The 20,916-nt window shown below is 66.0% G+C and carries 22 protein-coding genes; 14 read left to right on the forward strand and 8 right to left on the reverse strand.

Annotated features, from left to right (window positions below; all coding sequences use genetic code 11):
* Positions 1-46 precede the first annotated feature (46 nt).
* The 3 genes from CG723_RS21775 to CG723_RS21785 all read left to right on the forward strand — a co-directional run bounded on the left by CG723_RS21775 (position 47) and on the right by CG723_RS21785 (position 2,288).
* On the forward strand, positions 47-352 hold the full coding sequence (locus CG723_RS21775; protein WP_159032501.1) for a hypothetical protein: 306 nt from the start codon (positions 47-49) through the stop codon (positions 350-352).
* Positions 353-432: 80 nt separating this feature from the next.
* A complete protein-coding gene (locus tag CG723_RS21780) occupies positions 433-1,728 on the forward strand; it encodes a putative T7SS-secreted protein (protein WP_100595149.1) in 1,296 nt (431 codons plus the stop codon).
* A 35-nt stretch (positions 1,729-1,763) separates the two neighbouring features.
* Positions 1,764-2,288, forward strand: a complete 525-nt coding sequence (locus CG723_RS21785) for a hypothetical protein (protein ID WP_199841841.1) — start codon at positions 1,764-1,766, stop codon at positions 2,286-2,288.
* Between the two features lie 71 nt (positions 2,289-2,359).
* On the opposite strand, the gene CG723_RS21790 is transcribed toward CG723_RS21785, so the two are convergent.
* Positions 2,360-3,076, reverse strand: a complete 717-nt coding sequence (locus tag CG723_RS21790) for a hypothetical protein (RefSeq protein WP_100595150.1) — start codon at positions 3,074-3,076, stop codon at positions 2,360-2,362.
* A 261-nt stretch (positions 3,077-3,337) separates the two neighbouring features.
* Here CG723_RS21790 and CG723_RS21795 point away from each other — a divergent pair, with 261 nt between their 5' ends.
* A complete protein-coding gene (locus CG723_RS21795) occupies positions 3,338-3,691 on the forward strand; it encodes a DUF4333 domain-containing protein (protein ID WP_100595151.1) in 354 nt (117 codons plus the stop codon).
* A gap of 273 nt (positions 3,692-3,964) precedes the next feature.
* Here CG723_RS21795 and CG723_RS21800 read toward each other — a convergent pair whose 3' ends face one another.
* The 3 genes from CG723_RS21800 to CG723_RS21810 all read right to left on the reverse strand — a co-directional run bounded on the left by CG723_RS21800 (position 3,965) and on the right by CG723_RS21810 (position 7,334).
* Positions 3,965-4,447 carry a hypothetical protein gene (locus CG723_RS21800; RefSeq protein WP_159032502.1) on the reverse strand — a complete coding sequence of 161 codons (483 nt, stop codon included), beginning with the start codon at positions 4,445-4,447 and terminating at the stop codon, positions 3,965-3,967.
* A 122-nt stretch (positions 4,448-4,569) separates the two neighbouring features.
* Positions 4,570-6,831: a hypothetical protein gene (locus tag CG723_RS21805; RefSeq protein WP_100595153.1), complete on the reverse strand. Its 2,262-nt coding sequence runs from the start codon at positions 6,829-6,831 to the stop codon at positions 4,570-4,572.
* Entirely contained in the window at positions 6,831-7,334 is a 504-nt protein-coding gene (locus CG723_RS21810; protein ID WP_100595154.1) for a hypothetical protein, read from the reverse strand. Before CG723_RS21810 ends, CG723_RS21805 begins: the two co-directional genes overlap by 1 nt.
* Positions 7,335-7,743: 409 nt before the next feature.
* On the opposite strand from CG723_RS21810, the gene CG723_RS21815 reads away from it, so the two are divergent.
* The 10 genes from CG723_RS21815 to CG723_RS21860 all read left to right on the forward strand — a co-directional run bounded on the left by CG723_RS21815 (position 7,744) and on the right by CG723_RS21860 (position 17,287).
* Positions 7,744-8,271: a hypothetical protein gene (locus CG723_RS21815; protein ID WP_100595155.1), complete on the forward strand. Its 528-nt coding sequence runs from the start codon at positions 7,744-7,746 to the stop codon at positions 8,269-8,271.
* A gap of 344 nt (positions 8,272-8,615) precedes the next feature.
* Entirely contained in the window at positions 8,616-9,101 is a 486-nt protein-coding gene (locus CG723_RS21820) for a hypothetical protein (protein WP_234374436.1), read from the forward strand.
* Positions 9,101-10,855: a hypothetical protein gene (locus CG723_RS21825; protein WP_100595156.1), complete on the forward strand. Its 1,755-nt coding sequence runs from the start codon at positions 9,101-9,103 to the stop codon at positions 10,853-10,855. The genes CG723_RS21820 and CG723_RS21825 overlap by 1 nt, the downstream gene beginning before the upstream one ends.
* A gap of 93 nt (positions 10,856-10,948) precedes the next feature.
* Complete coding sequence (locus CG723_RS21830; RefSeq protein ID WP_100595157.1) at positions 10,949-12,157, forward strand: S8 family serine peptidase; 1,209 nt, start codon at positions 10,949-10,951, stop codon at positions 12,155-12,157.
* A gap of 141 nt (positions 12,158-12,298) precedes the next feature.
* Positions 12,299-12,604 (forward strand): WXG100 family type VII secretion target, encoded by a 306-nt coding sequence (locus CG723_RS21835; protein ID WP_234374437.1) that lies wholly within the window; start codon positions 12,299-12,301, stop codon positions 12,602-12,604.
* A gap of 56 nt (positions 12,605-12,660) precedes the next feature.
* A complete protein-coding gene (locus CG723_RS21840) occupies positions 12,661-12,960 on the forward strand; it encodes a WXG100 family type VII secretion target (protein ID WP_100595159.1) in 300 nt (99 codons plus the stop codon).
* Positions 12,961-13,102: 142 nt separating this feature from the next.
* Positions 13,103-14,566, forward strand: coding sequence for an outer membrane protein assembly factor BamB family protein (locus CG723_RS21845; protein ID WP_100595160.1), 1,464 nt, complete (start codon positions 13,103-13,105; stop codon positions 14,564-14,566).
* A 67-nt stretch (positions 14,567-14,633) separates the two neighbouring features.
* Positions 14,634-15,581, forward strand: a complete 948-nt coding sequence (locus CG723_RS21850; RefSeq protein WP_100595161.1) for a serine/threonine protein kinase — start codon at positions 14,634-14,636, stop codon at positions 15,579-15,581.
* A gap of 7 nt (positions 15,582-15,588) precedes the next feature.
* A complete protein-coding gene (locus CG723_RS21855; RefSeq protein ID WP_234374438.1) occupies positions 15,589-16,272 on the forward strand; it encodes a serine/threonine-protein kinase in 684 nt (227 codons plus the stop codon).
* Positions 16,259-17,287 carry an outer membrane protein assembly factor BamB family protein gene (locus CG723_RS21860; protein ID WP_159032503.1) on the forward strand — a complete coding sequence of 343 codons (1,029 nt, stop codon included), beginning with the start codon at positions 16,259-16,261 and terminating at the stop codon, positions 17,285-17,287. Before CG723_RS21855 ends, CG723_RS21860 begins: the two co-directional genes overlap by 14 nt.
* A gap of 91 nt (positions 17,288-17,378) precedes the next feature.
* Here CG723_RS21860 and CG723_RS21865 read toward each other — a convergent pair whose 3' ends face one another.
* From CG723_RS21865 to CG723_RS48970, 4 genes are all read right to left on the reverse strand, one after another.
* Positions 17,379-17,678, reverse strand: coding sequence for a DUF397 domain-containing protein (locus CG723_RS21865; protein WP_100595190.1), 300 nt, complete (start codon positions 17,676-17,678; stop codon positions 17,379-17,381).
* 192 nt (positions 17,679-17,870) lie between these two features.
* On the reverse strand, positions 17,871-18,284 hold the full coding sequence (locus CG723_RS21870; protein WP_100595163.1) for a hypothetical protein: 414 nt from the start codon (positions 18,282-18,284) through the stop codon (positions 17,871-17,873).
* A 122-nt stretch (positions 18,285-18,406) separates the two neighbouring features.
* Positions 18,407-20,476 carry a hypothetical protein gene (locus CG723_RS21875; RefSeq protein ID WP_100595164.1) on the reverse strand — a complete coding sequence of 690 codons (2,070 nt, stop codon included), beginning with the start codon at positions 20,474-20,476 and terminating at the stop codon, positions 18,407-18,409.
* Positions 20,476-20,742 carry a hypothetical protein gene (locus CG723_RS48970; protein ID WP_324903854.1) on the reverse strand — a complete coding sequence of 89 codons (267 nt, stop codon included), beginning with the start codon at positions 20,740-20,742 and terminating at the stop codon, positions 20,476-20,478. Before CG723_RS48970 ends, CG723_RS21875 begins: the two co-directional genes overlap by 1 nt.
* Positions 20,743-20,916: the final 174 nt, after the last annotated feature.

The following is a 20,916-nucleotide window of genomic DNA, read 5'->3' on the forward strand; positions in this document are numbered from 1 at the left end:
GCTGTCGGGTGGGCGTGCAAGTGGAGTTGCAAGAGGGGGAGTTGCCGTGGCTGCGGATCTCGGAGTCGGCCCAGGCGTCTTGAAGCAGGGCGCGAAAGACATGGTGGAAATCCTCAAACCGGTCAAGAAGGTGGACCTTGGGGACGCGGCGGACCTGTCCACCAAGATGGGGAACGATGACGTGGCCGCCTCCCTGGTGACATTCTGCGCGACGTGGGAGTCGGGGGGAGCGTTCCTGGCCGACTGCGCGGCGACTCTGGCCGACGGACTGGAAGCGGCCAACGGTCACTACGAGGACACGGATGAGGCGATCCGTGACGCCGTGAAGTCCGTCAAGACCGCGCTTGCCTGACGGTGTTGATCCAGCACTGACCCGAACTCAAGAACAAGAACAAGAACAAGAACAAGAACAGAACAGGGATTCCGCACTTAATGGCAGCGACGCTCGGGTCGACTGACGACCCGAAGGATCTCATCCCGGGGGAAGCCGGCAAGCTCGGCGACATCGAGACCGCCTTCAACGGTTGGTCGGACAAGTTCGAGAAGATCGGCGACGGCTTGCGCGACCTGCGCATCAAGGGCTGGGTCGGTCAGGCCAGCGAGGCCTTCTGGCCCACCTTGGGCAAGGAAAAGACCAACTGGTACTTCGCGAGCGACGCGATGTCGGGGGCGTCCAAGGCCGTCCACTCGTATGTCTCCACGCTGACCTGGGCACAGGGGCAGGCCGGAACCGCGATCGACAAGTGGAAGGCCGGGGACCACGAGGGCGCCGAAGCCCTCCTGAAGGGTGCGCAGAAGCAGCTCAAGGAAGAGGCCGAGAAGCTCACCAAAAAGCTCCACGACCTCGCGGGCGACTCCAAGGACAGCCCTGGCTGGCTTACCGCGATCCGAAGTGGCGTGGACGCCAAGAAGTGGTTGGAGGACCACGGCGTCGGTAAGAGCGCCATAGCGCCCGAGGCGTGGCAAAGGGAGAACAAGCGGTGGTTCGGCACCAGGGAAAACCCACGCCACAGGGAGAAGGAGTGGGGCAAGGGCGAGGACGGCAAGTGGTACTTCCGGGACAAGACTGCTGCGGCCGGCGCCGACGATGAGGGCACACCGCCCAAAAAGGCCGAGGTGAGTATCAAGATCGCCGAGTGGTCGGGCAAGGCCAGCGTATGGTCGGACGGCATCGACGGCGACGGGAAATGGGGCGATGCCAAGTACAAGTACGCCGCAGGTGCCCAAGCCCTGGGCGTAGACGGTTCGGCCGGCCTGAGTGTCACCGACGGACGGTTCAAGGCCGGCGTTTCGGGAACGGCGTATCTCGCCCAGGCGTCCGCGAACGGCAGCGTGGAGTACGGCGTCGCCGCAGTCCAGGGTGAGGCGAAGGCATTCGTGGGTGCCGATGCGTCGGCGAACGTCTCCGCCGGCAAGGACGGAGTGCACGGCGGCGCGGAGGCGTTCGCCGGAGCCAAGGCGACAGGATCCGCCTCTGCCGACGTTGCCGGTATCGGCGCTGGTGCGACCGGCGAGGCCTGGGCAGGCGTGGGAGCCGAAGCACATGCCGATCTGGGCATGAAGGACGGCAAGTTCACCATCGGCGGCGACGCCGGAGTGGGTTTGGGTCTTGGCGGCAAGGTCGGATTCAATGTCACCGTTGATACCGGCAAGCTGACCGGCGCGCTCAGCGATGGTGCCGACGCCGTGGGCGATGTCTGGGACAGCACAGTCGGCGGCTGGTTCTAGCCCGAGCTGAAGATCACTGAAGGATTGGATCCACCATGGCAGCCACGTTGCCGGTCAAGATTTCCTTTTCGTTGCCGGACGGCTGGCAGGCGGCGCCGCCGGACGAGGTCGGAGCACCGAACGTCGCGTTCGTCGCGCTCCACGCGGGCTCCATCGACGGCGGATTCACAGCGAATATCACCATCTCCGGCGAGATGCGCAACGATGGCGCCACCATTGCGCAGATTGCAGACGAGTCGGTACCTCGGCTTGAGCAGGGCGGGCCCGTGCGCGTTCTCAAGAAGACGGAGATCGGGACGCCGGACCTCCCCGGGCTCACGGATTCTCCGGGAATCGTGCAGAACCTCGTTCTCTCGACCACGCTGCGAGGGGAGCCCGTCGAGCTGTGCCAGAGCCAGGTGTACCTCGGCATGGAGGACGTGCGGAACCCGGCTCAGCGCGCAGTGATCGAAATCGTTCTCACCGCGACGCAGAACCAACTCGGTCAAGTCATCGAGGACTACAAGGAATTCCTGCGAACGGTGCGGCAGGCCGATGACTCCGTCGGCGAGGCCAACTAACCGTCGGCACACGCAAAGCGCCCCTTGGCCCGGTGCATTCTTGATCCGGGGCAAGGGGCGCTTTGCCCTTCTCAGGCGGCTGTCCATGCCTGCGCGGGAATTCGTTCCACAACGTCGCACAGGTAGTCCAACCGGTCCTCGATGTCCTGCGGAGTCAGGGTGCCGGTGTACCACGTGAACAGTTCGTCGTCGCGCACTCGAAGCGGGTTCTTCTCAGCGCGCTGATCCGAGAGGAAGAAGGCCCTCACGTCATCAGTCAGGACGTTCCGGACGAAAGCTTCGTCATGCCTGTCAACTCGGAACTTCTCGTCGAATTCCGGAACATCGAGCAGCTTCCTGGGCCCTCGCCCCAACACCCTGTCCAGCTTGCTCGGCGGCTCCATATGCATGTACGCCCCTGGGCCGGGCGCCGAGACGAGGAACACCGACTCGTACGTGAGCTTCCTGCTCCCGGACTGGGTGGTGGGCGACATGGGATCCGTGTAGCGGTACTCGAAGCATTTGAAGGAGCGACCGCGGAACTCCCCTGTGATGTAGTGCCACGCGGTCAGGCCCGAGCCCTTGCCCGGCATCGGGCCCACACCGCAGTACTCGGTGGCCCGTCCGGGCGAGCGCCTCTCATAGGTCCAGCCACGCGCGGCGGCGACCCCTTCGAGGTCGGCCCAGCCTTTCCGGATCCGGTCGTGCTCTCGGCTGTTGCGCACGAACGCCCTGATGACGAGCGTGAACATTCCCGCAATGAACGTGAAGAAGACGATCTTCGTCAGGATCTGAAGCAGCTGTTCCATAGGGCGACATTATCGTCGACGCCGTGTGCCCCTGTGAACCGAGGTTGACCTCGTGAACGCAGCGAGAGATTGCGCGAGTGGAGATTCTTTGCTGGTGGCGCGAAGAGTCCATGGAGTGTTCCGATTTACCCTGATTTCGGAAATGTGTGCCAGGTGAGTGTCTCCTGTGCGCCATATGCTGGGCACGTCGAAGGGGGCGGACTGCCCCTTTTCGGCTTTCTGCGACCTGCTTCTCTCATCACCGGAACGGACTCCACCCCCATGATTAAGTCCCGCCTCTCCGCCGCAACGTGTGCCCTGTCGGCCGTAGCTGCAGGCGCGCTGCTCGTCGGCTGCTCGGCGTCGGTGAGTGCGGGGAAGTCCGACCCGAAGCTGTCCAAGAGCAAGTTGGCCGATACGGTCGCCGAAAAGCTCGCCGCCACCACGGGCCAGCCGAAGCCGGACGTCACCTGCCCCGAGGACCTTGTCGGGAAGGTCGGCAACACCGGCCGCTGCACGCTCACGGCGAGCGACGGCAGCACGCTGGGTGTGACGGTCAAGGTTTCCTCGGTCGACGGCGACAACGTCAACTTCGGCATCAAGGCCGACGAGACGCCTTCCCCGGCTGCGAGCTGACCCTTTCGGCGCCACCGCGCCTCTCGCGAAGCGAAACAGGAGAGCCGCTGCCAGGTGCTCGGGAGGGCCTGGCGCGGCCGATCAGTCCTCACGCCTGCACGCGGTCTCGGACCGACGCCCTCCCGCACCGAGTTGCCGAATCGTCGAGGTCCAGCTACACCTGAGCCGCCCCGTCTGCCGCGCCCCCTTCGAAGGCGGAGAGGTGGGAAGTTGCCGCCGTCAGCCCGGTACGAGCTCGCGGCGACGAGCCACAAGGGGTCCTGCTGAGAGCACTCACCCCTCGGCGCAGGCCCCCGAATCGGCCGCCGCCGTCGCGTACTCCTTGACGAACCGGTGCATGTCCGCCGGATCCGCGTCGTCCGAGACACGTGCCGTCACCCAGAACGAGCTGTCCACATCGGTGGACTTCGGGCACTTCACCCGCCCGACGGCCCCGGTCTTCGAGTAGATGAACCGTCCGTTGTCCGCGCCGGGGTCGTTCGGATTGACCCCCAGCGCGGACGTCGCGACGTCACGGGCCGAGGTGTCGGCGCCCCGCTTCTCCACACTGGTGGAGAACACAACCTCCCCGTCGACCTCAAGGCGACAGCGCTTCACGCCGACCGCCGACGTGGGCTCGACCGCGATCTTCTTCCCCGGCGGCAGCAGCGGCTCCAGGGAACCGGCGGACACCTTGGTGCCGCACAGCTCCTTCGGCGTCGCGTACTCCCGCTCGGGTGCGGACGACGAACAGGCGGAGACCGAAGCGAGGAGCAACGCTGCACCGATCGCCGCCGCCAAGAGCGAACGTGCTCTGCCCCGCGGGAGTCCTTGCATGACGTCTTCCATCGCCTTCGGTGATCGTGCCGGTGGGTCGCGCAGAATCAGGTCGTGCACCATCAGTCCGGAATCTCTGTGTCGAGGTCCTTGGCCATCGCGTGGATGTCGGTGTTGGCGTCGTTGAAGCCCGTCGCGGTGCCTTCGCTGACCCAGGTGTCGATCTGGTCCGAGTAGCCCGCGTGGTGCGCCTTGGCGGCCTCGGTGGCCGCCGCGTAGTTGACGTTCGTGGTGGTGTCCTTGATCGTCTCCCACCGCGTCGCGATGTCATGACCGGCTTCCGAGCGGTACTGGCCCGAGTCGTCCTTGAAGAACGCCTCCATCACCACCGATGTCACGGTGCCTGCGGCGCCGCCCGCGGCCGCGCCGACCACGGGGGAGGCGATGAAGCTCGTACCGATGCCGACACCCGTACCGACGATGCCCGAGATGACGTTCTTCTTCTGGCTGACGGCGTAGTCGAAGTCGCCGTCCTTCTCGTTCGCCGGGCCGAGCACCGCTTCCTGCCGGCCCTGGGCGAGCAGACCGCTGAACTCGCCGGACTTGCGCGACAGGCTGGTGATCGTGTCCTTCGCGTCGTGCGGGTAGCGCTGGTCCTCGGGGAGATCGGGGTTCAGGTGGTAGTCCATCAGGTTGGCGGTGTACGCCTTCTCGCCGACACTCAGCGCGCTGTAACCCTCCGGGTTCTGGCTCGCGGTGACCAGGAAGCGGGACACGGCGCTGTGATCGAGCTTCGCGTCCGCGCCGTCGTTCGGGTACAGCAGGTTCCACCCGGACTTGTCGCCGTTGCCGACCGTGGGGCCGTCGGCCATCGCCCGGTGGATGTCGGGCAGGTACTCGGACCCGATCTGGCCGATGCTGTCCGACATGTAGTCGTGGTCCTTGAGGCGGTTCGGGTCCTCGGAGATGGAGTTGACGAGGTCCCGCATCAGCCCGGCCTGGTCGGCGGTGTGCGCCGGAGTGTCCGCCGTCGGCAGCTCGCCCGCCGGATGACCGGTCGTCCCGGCCTCCAGCGCCAGGGCGAGGTTGTTGCGCCCGGTGTTGAGCTCGTCGCCGTGCATGTCGGACTCCTGCGGCCACTCCCGGTCCTCGAAGAGGTACTTGAAGTTGCTGGCCGCCGCCTTGTCGCCGTCCTTCGGCGTGTACTCCTCGTTGAAGAACGAGGTGGCCGCGTCAGGGCTGTTGGACAGGCCCTTCAGGTAGCCCGTGAGCGGGTCGGAACCGCTGTCCTCGCCGATCCGGTTGAGCCAGGGGTCCATACCCATGTGCTGCCACGCCAAGTTGCGGTGCTCGCCGTCGCCGGTGAGCTTGCGCTCGGTGGCCATGAGTTTGGTGCCGTAGTCCTCCATGAACCGGTCGTCGTAGTCGCCGGTCCGCATGAGGTTGCTCATGACCTGGAAGCCCATCGGCCCGCCACGATCGCCGTAGAGCGGCTTGTCGCCCAAGTCGATCATCTTGGACTTCCACTCGTACATCGCGGTCGAGTCGCTCTGCGTCGCGTGGGCCAGCGACAGGCCGAGGTTGCGCTGGAGGTCGTCGAACTGGTCGAGCCGCTCGTGCCCCAGCTCGTAGTTGCCGCGGGCCGGGTCGTTGATCCCCGTCCAGAACTCGAGGATCTTCTGCGGGCCGACCTTCGTGGCGAACCGCTCGGAGAACAGCTCGTCGTTCGCGTACTTCTTGAACCCGGCGTTGAGCCGGTCGAACTCCTCGACCGACAGGTCCTTCGGGTCCTTCTGCGCGAGCTTCGCCAGCTCGTCGGCTTCCTTGACGGCGGCGGCCGCGGAGTCACGGTCCGAGTAGCTCGCGTCGGAGAAGCCCATGGACGTCTGGTTGACCAGCAGGCGCAGGACCGTGGCGGCCGTGTCGTCGCTCTCGCTCGCCCCGTCGACGATCTTCTGGATCTCGTTCCGGACCCCGGTGACGTCGCCGTCGGTCGGCTTGGGGTCCTTGGCGTCGTCCTTGGCGCGGACGGTGAAGCCGCCGTTGCCCGACGCCGTGACGCTGATGTCCCTCGTGCCCGCGTTCTGTATCGCCGTCGTGAGATTGCCGTGGTACGTCCTGAGTTCACCCGCGGTGTCCCGGAGAATGTCGTAGATCGACTTCGCCTGGGTGTGCGCGTCGTCGAATTCACCGACCGTCTTGCCGATGAATTCCTTGGAGACCGTGGCATTCGCGCCGGCCCAGACGGCCTTGCCCGCGGACGCCTTCATGCCCGTACGGGCTTCCTTCGCGAGCGCGTCGAGATTCTTGACCATCGTCGACCAGTCCTCGACGGCGTCGTCGAGGAGCTTGAAGTTGCCGTGGAGGAGCGCCTCGAAATGCATCAGTCGTCCTCCTTCTTCGGCTCGCCGTACACCGGGTTCTTCTTGCCGGGGTCACCGACGCGCTCGTCGAAGCCGGCGTCCAGCATGTCGATGCTGCTCATCTGACGCTGAATGAAGTCCTCGTCGGCGCCGTGCAGCTTCTTCGTACGGTGCATGTGGTTGGCGATCTGCGCGGTGGCGTCCATGAGCGAGCGGAGCTGCTCCTCCCAGCGGTTCGACACCTCCTGCAGGCCCCCGCCCAGCGCGAATCCCTGCTTCGTGAGGTCCGATGCCGCCGAGTCGCTGCTGGGTACGGCCACCCGGGCCTTGTCCCACATCTGGCTGTACAGCTTGTGGGCGTCCGAACCGACCTTCTCGAGGTCTCCGTGCCCTACCGCGAGGTCGCCGTACTGGGACGGCGGCGGCCCGCCCCCCTCGTCGTCCGGCACGCGGTTCAGCTGCATCTGCGTCGACTGACGCCCCGCCGCCTCGCTCTTCAGCTGCTCCCACTCGTCCCACGCCATGAGTGAGCTCCTTCCCCCGCGTGCGCGCGCCGGATACTGCCGCTGGACGGCAGACTTCCGGTCAAGTTAGCAACTCGGATGCGAAGAGTGGCCACTCGGACCGATGCTCGAGATGCTGCGCAAGTGAAGGTCTTGTGGACGGCGCGAGTTGTCGTCGTGTGTCCGTAATGGAGGGCCTTGTGAGTTCGGTCCCCATCCGCTTCAGTCCGCTGGCTTCCGGATCTTCGGCAATTCCGTGATCGCGATTTCGACGACATGCAGGCCACCGAGAGTTGTGGAGATTCTTACCCGCCGTCATCTCCGCCCGTGCAACGCCCCTGTAGGAAGCTCGATCCGCAGCAGCCGGCATCAGCCATTCGGACGGAGCACAGTGGAACTCGGAAAGCCATCACTGAGGCCGGCTCGCGGCGTGCGGCTCCTGCCTCTGGCCGCCGTCACCGCCGTGATGGTGGCGGCGGCAGCGGGATGCGGCGACTCGGCCGAGCGTGAGTACGCCGTGCCGTCCTCGCTGTGCGGCATTCACATCAAGGCGGCGACGCTGGCGCCGTTGCTGCCGCCCGGTAAGCGGGTGTCGGTCAAGCCGGACACCCCCGTCCCCGACGCCATCACGACCTGCGAGGTCGCGGTGGACAAGAGGGTCGTGCTGTCCGTCGAACGAGAGCGACGCGAACCGGGCGCGGCGGCGCGCGACATCGCCGTGGACCAACTCTCCGCCCACGACCCCAAGTCCGCGGCGGCCCGCACGATCGCGTACACGGACTCGGCCGCCGTATCCATCACCCGGTGCACCGCCCAGGACGTGGTCGAGGCGGACATCTCCACGGTCATCAGGGTCTTCGAACCGGGACGCAAGGATGAATCGGCGCTCAAGAACTTGATCACGGAATACACGGCGGCGCTTGAGAGGTCTTCGCCTTGCGAGGCGAAAGCGGGCTGAATTGTTGAACGGCGCTCCCGCCGCGTCCCCGTAGTCACAAGGGTGAAGATTCCATGGAGGAATGTGCGCCTGCCGGAGTGGTGCGCCGGTCCCCCGCGCGGGCGGTGTCTGCGCACGAGCGTCACGACCTCCGGCCGGGCGTCGAGCGCGCGTCGACGAGATGAGAAGATTGCACCCGAAAGCGCGATACGGGAAGAGCCTTTCGTAACTGACTTAACACATAGGCCAGTTGGTTCGGTTGTACAGGGTGACTACAGTGGTAAAGGCGCGATGAGGGACGCTCGCGCCACCGCGCTCCGGGCGCGGACTGAAGGACCGACGGGGAACGGGGAAGGGGGCACGTCATGCTTCCTGCGGACATGGCGATGGGCGGGGTGTCGGCTGCGGCCGCCGCGAATCTGGAGGTCAGCGGTGAGCTGCTGAAGGACTTCCAGAAGCGGGTGGACGCGCTGCTGGCGGACTTCGAGGGTTCCGCCGGCAACGCGACCAAGGTGGGCTCCCAGACGATCTCCCGGGCGTCCTTCAGTGACGGCAGCGGGGCCTTCCACGAGGCCGATCACCTCTACAGCCAGTACAACCGTGTGCACGGGCATCTCACGGCGCTCTCCAAGTCGCTCAGTCTTCAGATCGAGGCGACAGGGATCGCTGTGCTGGGCGCGAAGAACGGCTTCGCCAATCTGGACGAGGACCTGAGGCATCGGTTCTGGGAGATCCAGACCCAGCTCTCGGAGCAGCAGAGCCAGCAGCGCGAAGCCGCGCAGGCCGAGAAGGACGGCAAGACCGCCCCGAAGCAGTCCGACAACACCAAGTCCACGGTGGGGTACAACTGATGTCCGGCGACAAGCCGAAGAACCAGCCGCACCAGGCTGACCAGGCGCGAGTGCAGGACCAGAATGGCTTCACTGACATAGCCAACTCGGTCTCGCACGCGCCCAAGGGCAACTTCGTCACCGATACGTTCCGATCCGTCCTGATGGGCGTCCCGGTCGTGGGGGACGCCCTTCGGGGGCGCACGAACTTCGAGGACCACCGCCTCAACGACATGGTGGACCTGGTTCAGCGAACGAAGCCCGAGGACCTGGAGAACGCAGGTAAGGCTCTCTGGGATGCGCGTGATGCCATCAAGGCTGCCGCCTCGGAGCTGAGCGGCCACATCGACCGCGTCCAGTGGGTGGGTGAGTCCGGAGACGCGTTCCGCACATGGGGGCGGGACCTGGTCAAGAACACGCACAAGCTGGGCGACTTCGCCGATGCAGCCGGCACTCAGATCACCGCGGCGGGCGCCGGCCTGGCGTCGGTCCGCAGCTCAATGCCGCCACGTGACACCCGGATCAACCCCAAGGGGGTCGCCGACATTCCGACGCCGGCGCGGGTCGAGACCAACCACGATTACACCGCGGCCGTGCAGGCGGAGAAGCACCGGCAAGAGGCGATCAACCAGATGAACCGCCTGTCGTCGTTCTACGCGGTGTCGGGCGAGTTCCTGCAGGACCAGCACCCGCCGACCTTCGACACGATGCCTGATGTGGGGGTGCCGAAGCCGGCTCCCAGGCACGAAGTCTTTCACCCCGGGGTGGATACGGCGGACCGGCCGACGTCGGCGAGGCCCGAGTCAGGTACTCCGAGTCACCATCAGGCCGACGCTTCAACAGTTCACGGTCGTACGGACGGCATCACGCCACCGGTGAACGATACTCACGACTTCACCACTCCTCCCCGCCAGCCAGTGGGTACGGAGATCGACAGCGTCGACACGCTTCCGCCGCAGACGACCACCCCGGTGACCGGAACGCCTCCGACCACCACGGGCCCCAGCGTCTCTGGGGGAGGGCAGCCACCTGGCCCCTTCGGCACCGGCTTCGTGAAGCCCATGCCCTCTGGACCCGGTGGCCGAGGTCTCGCGACGGGGAGCGGAACAAGGGCCCCGCTCACAGCTCAGGGACGGGCCGGCGGTCAAGGTGCCGTCCGGGGCCCGGGGCAGGGGACGTCGAACCCGATGGGGCGCGCTACGTCAACCGGTCAGGCCGGCACCAAGGGTGGAATGCCGGCCGGCAGACCGACCGCCACAGGCCGAGGGATCTCCGGTGGAACGCCGCGAGTCGGTGGCACGGCGGGTGGTCGGCCGACTGGCACGGGTCAGACGGGTGCGGGCCGCAGCAACGGTGTTGTGGGCGGAAGGGCTACGGCTGCTGGTGGAGCGTCTGGAAAGACCGGTCCCAAGGTTCCGCGCGGCACGGTCATCGGTGGAGAGGGCGCGGCCGGATCGCGCAATTCCACTGGAAGGACCGGTCAGCGCGGAGTCATCGGAGCGCCCAGTGCCGCCAAGGGCACCGGGGCGGGACGCAGTCTGGGTGGCAGTCCCGATGGCGTGACCGGCACCCCACAGGGACGCAACTCGGCAGCCCGGGCGGGACGGGCCGGGTTCACGAGCGGAGGCTCCGGCCTGGTGCGTGGTCCGGGAGGCAATGGATCCGCCGAGCGGGATGAGGAGGCGGGCACGCAGCGGCCCGACTATCTCGTCGAGGATGAGCAGCCCCACATGCCGGACAAGCCGCGGCGCGATGTGCCGCCGGTGATCGACTAAGTCACGAGCGAGGACGAACGAAGCATGAAGCCAGGGACCAGCCGACGCGGGTCTGCGCTCTTCGCCGGGCGCGCCGGGAGGCGAGCGGCCGCCATGGGTGCGGCGCTCGGAGCCCTCACAGCCCTGTCCGCAGGACTGGCTCCGAACGCGGTTGCCGGCGGCGTCCAGCCGAAGCAGTGGTATCTGGACGCAATGGATGCTGACCAGTTGTGGAAGGTCAGTACCGGCAAGGGAATCAAGGTTGCGGTGGTGGATACGGGAGTCAATCCCGCGACCCCGTCCCTGAAGGGACAGGTACTGACGGCTGACATACCTAAGTCCGTGGCCTTCCATGCGACGGAGGACTACTCGGGGCACGGGACCACGATTGCGGAGCTGATCGCCGGCACTGGCGCGGGGGGTGGGCTGAAAGGGCTGGCCCCTGGCTCGAAGATCGTTCCCTACCGTGTGAACCTTGCGGGCTTGAAGGGCGCTTCGGAAACCAAGAGGACGCCTGATCCGGTTCAGGCGATCAAGGCGGCAGCTGACAGCGACGCTCAGATCATCAATATGTCCTTCGGTGGAGATACGATTTCGCCCGGCGAGCAGGAAGCCATTGAGTACGCCGCTTCCAAGGGCAAGTTGATGTTCGCCGGCGTCGGAAACAACGCGCAGCAGAAGAACAGCGCGGTTGAGTATCCGGCTGCCTATCCGTACGTCGTTGGTGTGGCCGCCTCTGACAAGTCGGGATCAGTCGGGGACTTCTCGGCGCATGGCCGGGGTGTGGACCTCGCGGCACCCGGTCTTGACGTGCCTCGCTGGTGCGACACGGCATTCCGTTCGTACTGCGGTGGAGCGGAAGGAACGAGTGCGGCTTCCGCGATCGCTTCTGCCTCCGCCGCGCTCATCTGGTCGGCTCACCCCAACTGGACGGCGAATCAGGTCTCCCGCGTCCTGCTCGACACGGCGGGGCGCGACTGGCCGAAGGACGCGCCGAGCAAGTATCTCGGCTACGGGCTGATCCGGCCGTCGCGCAGCCTCTTGCACGGAGAGGGCAAGCCGGGGGCCGCCAACGTCGACCCCGTCTCCAATGAGCAGACCTCCACGGGCAGTTCCGGCACCGACGCTACCCCCTCCGCTTCCGTACCAGCCTCGTCACAGCCCCCGAAATCCACTTCAGGTGGCGAGACCTCGGCGGCAGGATCTAGTGCGAAGTCCTCGGACGGCAATGACCAGTTGTGGATTGTCCTCGGAGCCGCTGCCGCGGTGGTGGTGATCGGGGGCGGGGCGATCGCGGTGCTGCGAACTCGGCGCTCCGGCTGAGCCCGCTTCATCGTTCAACGCCCGTCGAGCAGGGGGCAGATTCTTGCCCCGGCCAGACGGGAATCCAGAAAGTTCCATCAGTAACTCAGGAGAGGTAGGCCGAACATGGCGGCACAGGGGCAGCGGCTCTCAGATCAAGAGATGATTGCGCTCGAGCGCAAGATCTCGGAGAAGTTTGACAACATCAAGTCGACGGTGCACCGCCTCCAGGGGACGATCGACAGCCTGGAAGGTAACTGGAAGGGCATCGGCGCCAACGCCTTCAATACGAAGCAGCACGAGATCAACACGTCGATGGTGAAGATCGGAAACATCCTCGTGAAGTTCCTCGACGCGATGACCGGTACTCGGAAGATCAAGGACGACTCCGAGGACCACGTGCGCCAGCAGGTCAACAAGATCAACGTGTACGACGGCGCCCCGAAGTCCACGCTCAGCGGCTACTGAGCGAGTCGGCCACGCATCAGTAGTAGGTCTGAACCCCAGGGGAGATGGAGTAGATCATGGGCATGAACCACGACGAGATGATCGTCAAGTACGGCGCTCTCGACACCGCGGCCACCGAAATCGGAAACATGGCCAAGCAGCTCGACGCCGACCTGCAGGAGATCAAGACCCTGGTGGCGGGCACGGTCGCGTACTGGGAGGGTGAGACCCAGGATACGTACGGTACCCAGCAGAAGGAGTGGGACGACGAGGCCCGCGACATCCACGAGGCTCTCAAGGCCATCGGTCACGTAGTGCACCTGGCCGGCGGTGACTACATGGGTGGCGACAAGAAGGCTGCCAGCTTCTTCCTGTAGAACGAAGAGGACAGGATCCGGGGTGGGCGCGCGCGGGAGGCGCCCACCCCGTCGCTGTGCCTGCGCACGGCATGAATTCCAGTAACTGGGCAACGAACCAGGCTATTTGGTGCCCTCGCTTTCACTGATCAGGAAGACGAACATGAGTTTCGGACCACCGCCATCACCATTCACGCAATCGCAGCGCGCAGCAGAGGAGCGCCGTAGTCGCCGCGTGAGGGCGTGGGCCTGTGCGGTGCTGGCCCTGGTGGCGGTGGCCGGTGCAGGCGGCTGGTTTTTGATTGCGGGGTCGCCGGACGGCGGCGACCCTGGAATGGGGAACAAGGCGGCAGCTGTTCAGCAGGCTCCTGACGACATCCGGGAGACCGTGGAGAAGCGCCCCCGTGGTACGGCCGGTCATCTGGTGGCGTCGATGCAGGACCGAGTCGAGCCGAATCAGGACCAAGAGACGCCGGGAACCTGGGCGAGAGACAAGGTACTGGTCAAGGGCAACAACGATGCCCTCGAAGCAGTCGACATCGATTCGGGTGACGAGGCGTGGAGACACGACCTCACCGGTTCCATCTGCGCCTGGACGCAGCACGTTACCGTCGACGGCCGCACGGCCATCGCATTCAAGGACAAAGAGAAAGACGGCGCCTGTAATCAGCTGGCGCTCTTCGATCTCGATTCAGGAAAGAAGCTTTGGCAAGTAGTCATTCCCTGGAAAGAATCCGCCTTGGGGAATTTCCCGGATGTGACAATGGCGAAGGGGGTGGTGTCATCGGCTTGGGCTCGCGGATCCGCCGGCTACGACATGAAGTCCGGGAAACGGCTCTGGGAGCGGAAGGGAATCGCCAACTGCCGCGAAGGTGGGTTCGCCGGAGGTAAGGCTCTGCTGCTGCGGCTTGATTGCACGACCTCGGATTACGAGCCGACAACCAAAATCGCAAAGCTCGATCCGCGCTCAGGTAAGGAGAAGTGGAGGTATGACGTAGCCGAAAGTGTCGGGCTCGTATTCATTATCTCTTCCGAACCTGCTGTTCTTGCAGTCGCCGCAGGTGAGGATGATATTTCTGACCTGATCTCACTCGATGAGAGAGGGAAGTATCGGGCAACTGTTCGCTTGGACGGTGGCCACTACGAGGTAGATTGTGATAGTGGCGTCACTTACTCGGCTGTCGATGACTGCAGTGACATTGTTGTTGGGGGAGGCCAAGTATTCATCACCAGTGGTGAAGACGTCGATGGGTCCAATCATCGATCGAACCGGATCGTTTCTTTCGATCTCGGTACCGGAAAGCCGGTTGTGAAGTTTGAGGCAGGTCCGGATCAGATGATCCATCCCGTGCGGATGAGCGGTGGCCAGCTTCTGGCGTTCAGGGACGGTACCGATAACTATGCTCCTTTCTCGCTGGTGAGTCTCGATCCGCGCACGGGAAAAGAAAAAGTGTTCTTCTACTTTACGGTTCTCAATGAGGCCGTGTCGCTGACGTACACGAAATTCAGCGACGTAGTTGTTGAGAACGGGCGGATCTTCTTCGGCAGCAACATGGTGCGAGGCGAATCAATCAAGGGAAAGCCGGTGCCCGAGTGGCTGGCCTTTGGGGTGGGCAGCGCTGGTTGATCAGCGAGGTTTCATAGGCCCACAAGTAGGCCCGCCGGACAACGGAATGGGTGGGGGACAATCGCGTATGCGTACGCCAGGTGCGGTGGCCACGGGAGTGCGCATCGGCCCGTACGCCCCCATCACGCGCCTCGACGACCGCACATCCCGTTCCCCCGTTCCCGAGCACCGCTACATCGCCCGCACCCCCGACGGCGACCGCACCGTCCTGGTGAGTGTGCCGCTTCCCGGTACCGACCCGCAGCGCTACATGACAGAGGCCGACGCCTCCCGGTACCTCCTCGGGCCCTGGGCATCACCGGCCACCGAACTTGCCGCACCCGGCGATTCCCCCTGGCACGCCCGCCCCTACCTGCCCGCTCTCCCGCTCCCCACAGCCCTCGCCGTTCACGGCGGTCCTCTCCCCGAGCACACCGTCCGCGCCCTCGGTGCCGCCCTCGCCGAGACGCTCGTCGTCGCGCACGGGCAGAACCTCACGCACGCCGGTGTCTCCCCGGCCGCCGTACTGCTCGCCGCCGACGGGCCCCGCCTCACCTGCTTCGGCGCGGTGCGCGCCGCCGCACCGGACGGGACCTCGCGCTCCGGGCTGCCCGGGCTCGACCCCGGCAGCTTCCCGCCCGAGCAGGCGGCCGGCGGCCGACCGCGACCGCTGGGCGATGTCTACGCGTTGGGCGCGACCCTCGCCTACGCGGCCGCCGGGCACACCGCGCCCGAGCGGGATGAGCTGCCGTCGTCTCTACGCTCCCTCGTTGGGCGGTGCCTCTCCAGAGACCCGGGAGCGCGCCCCCAGCTCGCCGAACTGCTCGACGAGTTCGCTCCCGAGACCGCCGCGGGCCCCTCCGGATTCCAGGCCGCGAGCCGCGCCACCGCCCTGTTCGCCCCCGGCTGGCTCCCCGCCCGCGTCATCGCGGCGATCGTGCACCAGTCGGCGGCCGTCCTCGCCGCCGAGATCGTGCCGCCGGAGCGCCCGGCGTGGGCGCCGCCTCTCCCCGTCTCCGCCCACCGCCAGGACTGACGCACCCATGCCTTCGCCCCTCACCCACGACGACCCTGCCGCGTTCGGCGCGTACCGGCTCATCGCACGGCTCGGCAGCGGCGGAATGGGCACCGTGTACCTGGCCCGCTCGGCGGGCGGCCGCACCGTCGCCGTGAAGACGATGCACGCCCGGATCGCCTCCGACCACGCCTTCCGGACGAGGTTCCGGCTGGAGGCGGACGCGGCCCGGGTCATCGGCGGGCAGTTCGGTGCCGCGGTCGTGGACGCCGACCCGCTCGCCGAGACTCCGTGGCTCGCCACCGAGTACGTACTGGGGCCGCCACTCGACGAGGCGGTCGAATCGGCGGGCCCCATGCCGGAGGCATCCGTACGGGTCCTGGGAGCGGCGCTTTGCACCGCGCTCGGCCAGCTCCACCGGTCCGACGTCGTCCACCGGGACCTCAAGCCGTCGAACATCATGGTCACCGCGTACGGGCCCAAGGCCATCGACTTCGGGATCGCCCGGGCCATCGGCGACGACCGGCTCACGAGCACCGGAGCCGCGGTCGGCACACCGGCGTTCATGTCCCCGGAGCAGGCGACCGGGCAGGAACACACGCCGGGGGACCGCGTGGTGGCTGGGCAGGGAGTCGGAAAAGGCGAAGGAGGCAAGCGCCTTCGACATTCCTCCTGCAGCGAGGAAGCCTCAGGCGCGGGTGCTGACGGCTGACGCCGGCGACTACATCGTGGGCGAATCCTCGAAGGAATTGTGGGGACCTCAGCCGGTGGCGTCCCCTGACGGTCCGGGGATCCTGCCCGTTCGGGACGTGGTCGTCCTCGCGGCAGTGAGCGGCGGCCTCACCGCACGGAACGTCGTGGACGGGAAGCATCGCTGGTCCGCCCCCGACATCCGGATGAGCTGTCGCTATCTCTCCCTCTCCGACCGGCTCGTCGCGGCCGCCGACTGGGACGGCATCCTGCGTACCTTCGTGGCGTCCACGGGCGAGCCCAAGTGGACCGCCGACGTCGACGCCGAGGTGTTGCTGGCGGCGGACGGCGATGCGGTCTATGTGGTGACGAAGGATCGCAGGCTGCGCAGCGTTGGCCGTTCCGACGCCAGGATTCGGTGGACCGTGCGGATTCCCACGGAACTCGGCACGCCGATCGAGGCGCGCGGCGCCATCGCCCGGGGGCGATTGGTGGTGGCAACTCCCAAGGGCCACGTGATTGCCGTGGCGACGGACGACGGGCGCCAAGTGTGGGATCTGGAGGGCCAGTCGGAGAGCATGATCAAGCCGGTCGTCGACGCTGACACCGTGTACCTGCACGGCAGGGAGCTGTCCGCATTCAGGATCAGCGACGGTGAGAAGCGGTGGTCCGCCAAGAGTGTCGACGAGGCGGAGTACGGGGCGGAGGCGTGGGGCCCGGCGACCGTCCACAACGGCGTTGTCTATGCCACCTCGGGTGGCGGCTCGCCGACGGGGCTGAGCTCCCGTGACGGCAGCGAGGCCTGGTCAACAACCAGCGTGGGTGACGTGAACAGCCCGTTGGTGGTCCAGGGAAGCGGTGTGTGGACGTTCTGTGTCACGGACACGCGCACGATGAGACTGGCGGGCGGGGAGGAGGAGTGGGTGTACGACCTCCCCGACAGCCTCAGGCCGGCCAAGCAGAAGGTTTTCGCGGGTGACGGCAACCGAGTCTTCGTCAGCATCGATGGCAGGGTGTGCGCGTTGCCGGTTTTCTGACCTTGAAATGCGCCGCCACGTGCATCCGGACGGTCGACGAATGCCCGATGCGCTCGGAGACCAGCCGGGCTCAACCGGCTGACGCCCTGCCCTACTCGCCCCCGTCCCCCGCCGCATCCTCCAGATCGAACTCCCCGTCCCGAGCCCCCAGTACGAATGCCGTCCACTCCGCTTCCGTGTATCGAAGCACCGTTTCCGGATCCACCGATGACCGCATCGCCACCGCGCCGGCCGGCAGGTACGCGATCTCGACGCGCTCCTCGTGGTCCTCGGTGCCGGGGGCGCTGTGCCATTCGGCGTCGGAGATGTCGAGGGCGTAGAGCTCGTTCTTCTCCCGCTCCTTGCGCGCCTTGACCTCCTCCGAGGACTCCCCGGCGGCATCGCTTCCCATGCCCTGTGCGGCGGCCTGTGCTGCCTCGGCCATGATCCGGGCCCCTTCCCGATGTACGTACATGCAGTCTGGCCAGCGTACTTGGGACAGCCGAAGGTGCGCGGGGCGTCAGAAGACTTGCACCCGCCTGTTCCGGCAAGGCACTCCCTGGTGCAGCCCGGCGCCGGGCGCGCTACAGCTCCGCCGGAGAGCTCAATTGCAGCCCATGTTCTTCATCGCCGCAGGAAGATAGGCCTTCAGGAGTGAGCGCAGCGCATCGCGCCGCTCGGACACATCCTGGGTTGCCTGTTGTTTCAACTCGATGTCCGCGACGAACTTCTGCTGCTTCCCGCCGTACGTACACCTGTCCACAGCCAGGGCTCCGCGGTCTGCGATGCGGGCATCCTGGCCGATGTTCGCAGCTGCCGGACGGCCCAGTCCCCGCATTCCGCGTTCGTTCACCGCGATGACATCGGTGCTGGCCGGAACCACGTCGCCGGAGAAATGGACGACAAGATTCCCATCGACCTTCAGTTCGCAACGGGGCTGCGTGGGGCCGAAGTTGTAGTCGCGCTGAGTCAGCTTCTCGCCGTCGGGGAGGAGAGGGGACAGCAGCTTGGATCCCACCTGGACTCCGCATGCCGCCTTCGGTACGGCATAGTCCCTCCCCGGTGAGCTGGTGCATGCCGCGGCTGTCAACATCGCCAAGATCGCTGCGGCACCCAACGGTATCCGCAGTGCGTTCTGCCTCACTGATCGCCTGCCAGTCCTCGAGCGCGCGCGTTGCCGTCAAAGGCGGCGGCGTTGATCTCGTTGGTCAACGTGTAGGAATTGTTCTCCGTCTGGCCAGGATTGGCGGTGGCCCAGATCTTCGCCAGAGATTCCAACTGACCTTCCCGGCCCGTGAACGTCTTGCCGTTCTGCTGGTGATTCTGATCGTCGATGCGCCCTTGCTCGTCCTGCTGCCACTGGTAGGTCAGTGCGTCGACGCCGCGCTGTGCGGCGTCGCCGACCACCGGAATGAAGTTCACCGCGCCGCCGATGCCGTGGTAGGCCCACTTCGCCTTCCAGGACGGGTCTTCCTTGTCCGTGTCCAGCGCTTGATAGCGCGCCTCCTCCAGGAAGCCGACGGTCGCACCGGCCCGCTGCAGCGTTTCCTTGGGATCGCTCGGGTGATCGGTGTTGATGTCGTGGACGATCTCGCGGTTCAGCCCGTCGTTCAGCAGTCCGTAAGAGTCCTGGTCACGGGAGATCTGCTTGGTCACTTCGAGGAGCTGGTGCCGGTCGAGCTGCCTGGGGTCGTCGGGATGGTCGGCCTGGGAACTCATCGTGTTGTGCGTTTCGTCCCCGTAGTTCACCAGGACCTTCGCCATGTCGTCGCGCATCTCGTGAGGGAAGTCGTCGCCGGTCTCGGACAGGTACTTGAGTGACCGGTCGAGGGCCTGGCGGTTCTCCGGAGTGTGCTCCACGTACGTGGCGTTGGGGTCGTTCGGATTCATGCCGCTCGTGGCCGCGAGGAGGGCCCTGCCGGTCGCGTCCCGTGACTGATTCCCGTCCCCGTCGTCGAGCGGGGTGTCGTCGAACGTGTGCCGCTCCTTCAGCACCCATTCCGCGTTGTCCTGCGGATGCGTCTCGTTGAAGAACTCGGTCGCAGCGTCCGGACTGTTGGAGAGACCGGTCATGAAGCCCGTCATCGGATCACGGCCGAAGTCCTCACCGATGAAGTTCATCTTCGGCATCGGCGGCCCGCCGGCTCCCTGCCAGTAGTGGTCGGGGAGCTTCATCTTCTTCTCGGTCGCGACCAGCGCGTTGCCGTACTTGTTCACGAAGTCGTCGTCGTAGTTACCGGTCCGCATGATGTTGCTCATCAACTGGAATCCGTAGACGTTGCTGCCCCTCGTCTGGACCGTCTGGCCCCCGAGGTCGACCATGCGGTCCTTCCAGGACTGCATGTCGGCCGAGTCGGACTGCGTCGCGCCGGCGAGCGTCATGCCGAGATTCTTCTGGAAGTCGCCGAGCTGGTCACGTCGGGCCCGCTGCAGATCGCCGCCGTCCGAGGGGTCGGAGAGGTCCGCCCAGAAGTCGAGGGTGCCCTTGGGGCCGAGGGTCTTGGCGAACTCTTCCTGGAACAGCGGGTCGTTCTTGTACTTGGCCATGGAGGCGTTGAGGCGGTCGAACTCCGCAGGGGTCATGTCGTCCCCCTTGTTCTTCATCAGGTTGGCCAGGTCATCGGCTTCCTTGACGGCCTTCGCAGCCGCGTCCCGGTCGCTGTAGTCAGCCCCGGAGAAGCCGTACGTGGCCTGGTCCACGATGAGATTGAGCGTCTTGGCGGCAGTGTTGTCGCTCTCCGTGGCGCCGCTCAGGATCCGCTGCACCTCGTCTCGGAGGCCGGTGACGTCCTGCGGGCTGTGATCGGGAACCTCAGTGCCTTTGGCGGCGCGGTCGGGATGGATGTTCATGGTGACGGTGAACCCGCCGTTTCCGGTGTCCACCACCGTGAGGTTCTTCTTCATCCCGCGGTCTATCGCGTCGTTCAGCTGCTGCCGATAGTCGATCAGTTCGCTACGGGTGTCGCCGAGTATTTTGGCTATGGAGTTGGCCTGCGTATGCGCATCGGCGAACTCCCCGGCGGTCTTGTCGACGAACTCACGCGAGACCGTGGCGTTGGCTCCATGCCAGTTCGCCCTGTCGGCCTTGGCCTTGAGATCACGCTCGGCGTCGTCCTGGAGGGACTTGAGGTTGACGACCATCTCCTCCCAGTCGCCGACGGCCTCTCCCAGCGCGGAAAAGTTGCCGTAACGCAGCGCGTCGAGGTCCATCAGGCACCTCGCTTCTCGTCAAAGCCCTTGTCCAGGGTGGAGATGCTGCTGATGACGCCGTAGATGTGCTCCTCGTCGCCCTTGTGCGCCCCCTTGGTGTAATCCAGGTGGTTCGATATGTGGGCGCAGGCGTCGAGGAGGGACTGGACCTGGTCCACCCAGCGCTCAGCCACATGGTCCAGGGCCTTGCCGACGGCGAACTCCGACTTGAGCCCCCCGGCGGCCTTCATCGAGGAGATCCGGGCATGGTCGCTCTCCCGGTCCATGCGGGTGCGTAGCCGGAATGCCGCATCTCCGATTGCGGATCAGGGAAGCTGACCGTCAGGTCGCCCTGAGGGTTCCCCCCGCCGCCTCCGCCCGGGTCGGCAAGCTGGTTCAACTGCATCTTGGCGTTCCCCCTGTGCAGGGCTTCCGCCTTGAGCTGTTCCCACTCGTCCCAG

Source organism: Streptomyces sp. CB01635 (genome assembly GCF_002803065.1).
Lineage (GTDB): Bacteria > Actinomycetota > Actinomycetes > Streptomycetales > Streptomycetaceae > Streptomyces.

Coding starts and splice junctions, on each gene's coding strand:
- CG723_RS21830 (WP_100595157.1), top strand. CDS start 10,949: ATGGGTGCGGCGCTCGGAGCCCTCACAGCCCTGTCCGCAGGACTGGCT.
- CG723_RS21835 (WP_234374437.1), top strand. CDS start 12,299: ATGATTGCGCTCGAGCGCAAGATCTCGGAGAAGTTTGACAACATCAAG.
- CG723_RS21780 (WP_100595149.1), top strand. CDS start 433: ATGGCAGCGACGCTCGGGTCGACTGACGACCCGAAGGATCTCATCCCG.
- CG723_RS21810 (WP_100595154.1), bottom strand. CDS start 7,334: ATGGCGTGGGACGAGTGGGAGCAGCTGAAGAGCGAGGCGGCGGGGCGT.
- CG723_RS21850 (WP_100595161.1), top strand. CDS start 14,634: ATGCGTACGCCAGGTGCGGTGGCCACGGGAGTGCGCATCGGCCCGTAC.
- CG723_RS21795 (WP_100595151.1), top strand. CDS start 3,338: ATGATTAAGTCCCGCCTCTCCGCCGCAACGTGTGCCCTGTCGGCCGTA.
- CG723_RS21825 (WP_100595156.1), top strand. CDS start 9,101: ATGTCCGGCGACAAGCCGAAGAACCAGCCGCACCAGGCTGACCAGGCG.
- CG723_RS48970 (WP_324903854.1), bottom strand. CDS start 20,742: ATGGACCGGGAGAGCGACCATGCCCGGATCTCCTCGATGAAGGCCGCC.
- CG723_RS21875 (WP_100595164.1), bottom strand. CDS start 20,476: ATGGACCTCGACGCGCTGCGTTACGGCAACTTTTCCGCGCTGGGAGAG.
- CG723_RS21840 (WP_100595159.1), top strand. CDS start 12,661: ATGGGCATGAACCACGACGAGATGATCGTCAAGTACGGCGCTCTCGAC.
- CG723_RS21820 (WP_234374436.1), top strand. CDS start 8,616: ATGCTTCCTGCGGACATGGCGATGGGCGGGGTGTCGGCTGCGGCCGCC.
- CG723_RS21790 (WP_100595150.1), bottom strand. CDS start 3,076: ATGGAACAGCTGCTTCAGATCCTGACGAAGATCGTCTTCTTCACGTTC.
- CG723_RS21855 (WP_234374438.1), top strand. CDS start 15,589: ATGCCTTCGCCCCTCACCCACGACGACCCTGCCGCGTTCGGCGCGTAC.
- CG723_RS21785 (WP_199841841.1), top strand. CDS start 1,764: ATGGCAGCCACGTTGCCGGTCAAGATTTCCTTTTCGTTGCCGGACGGC.
- CG723_RS21805 (WP_100595153.1), bottom strand. CDS start 6,831: ATGCATTTCGAGGCGCTCCTCCACGGCAACTTCAAGCTCCTCGACGAC.
- CG723_RS21865 (WP_100595190.1), bottom strand. CDS start 17,678: ATGGGAAGCGATGCCGCCGGGGAGTCCTCGGAGGAGGTCAAGGCGCGC.
- CG723_RS21845 (WP_100595160.1), top strand. CDS start 13,103: ATGAGTTTCGGACCACCGCCATCACCATTCACGCAATCGCAGCGCGCA.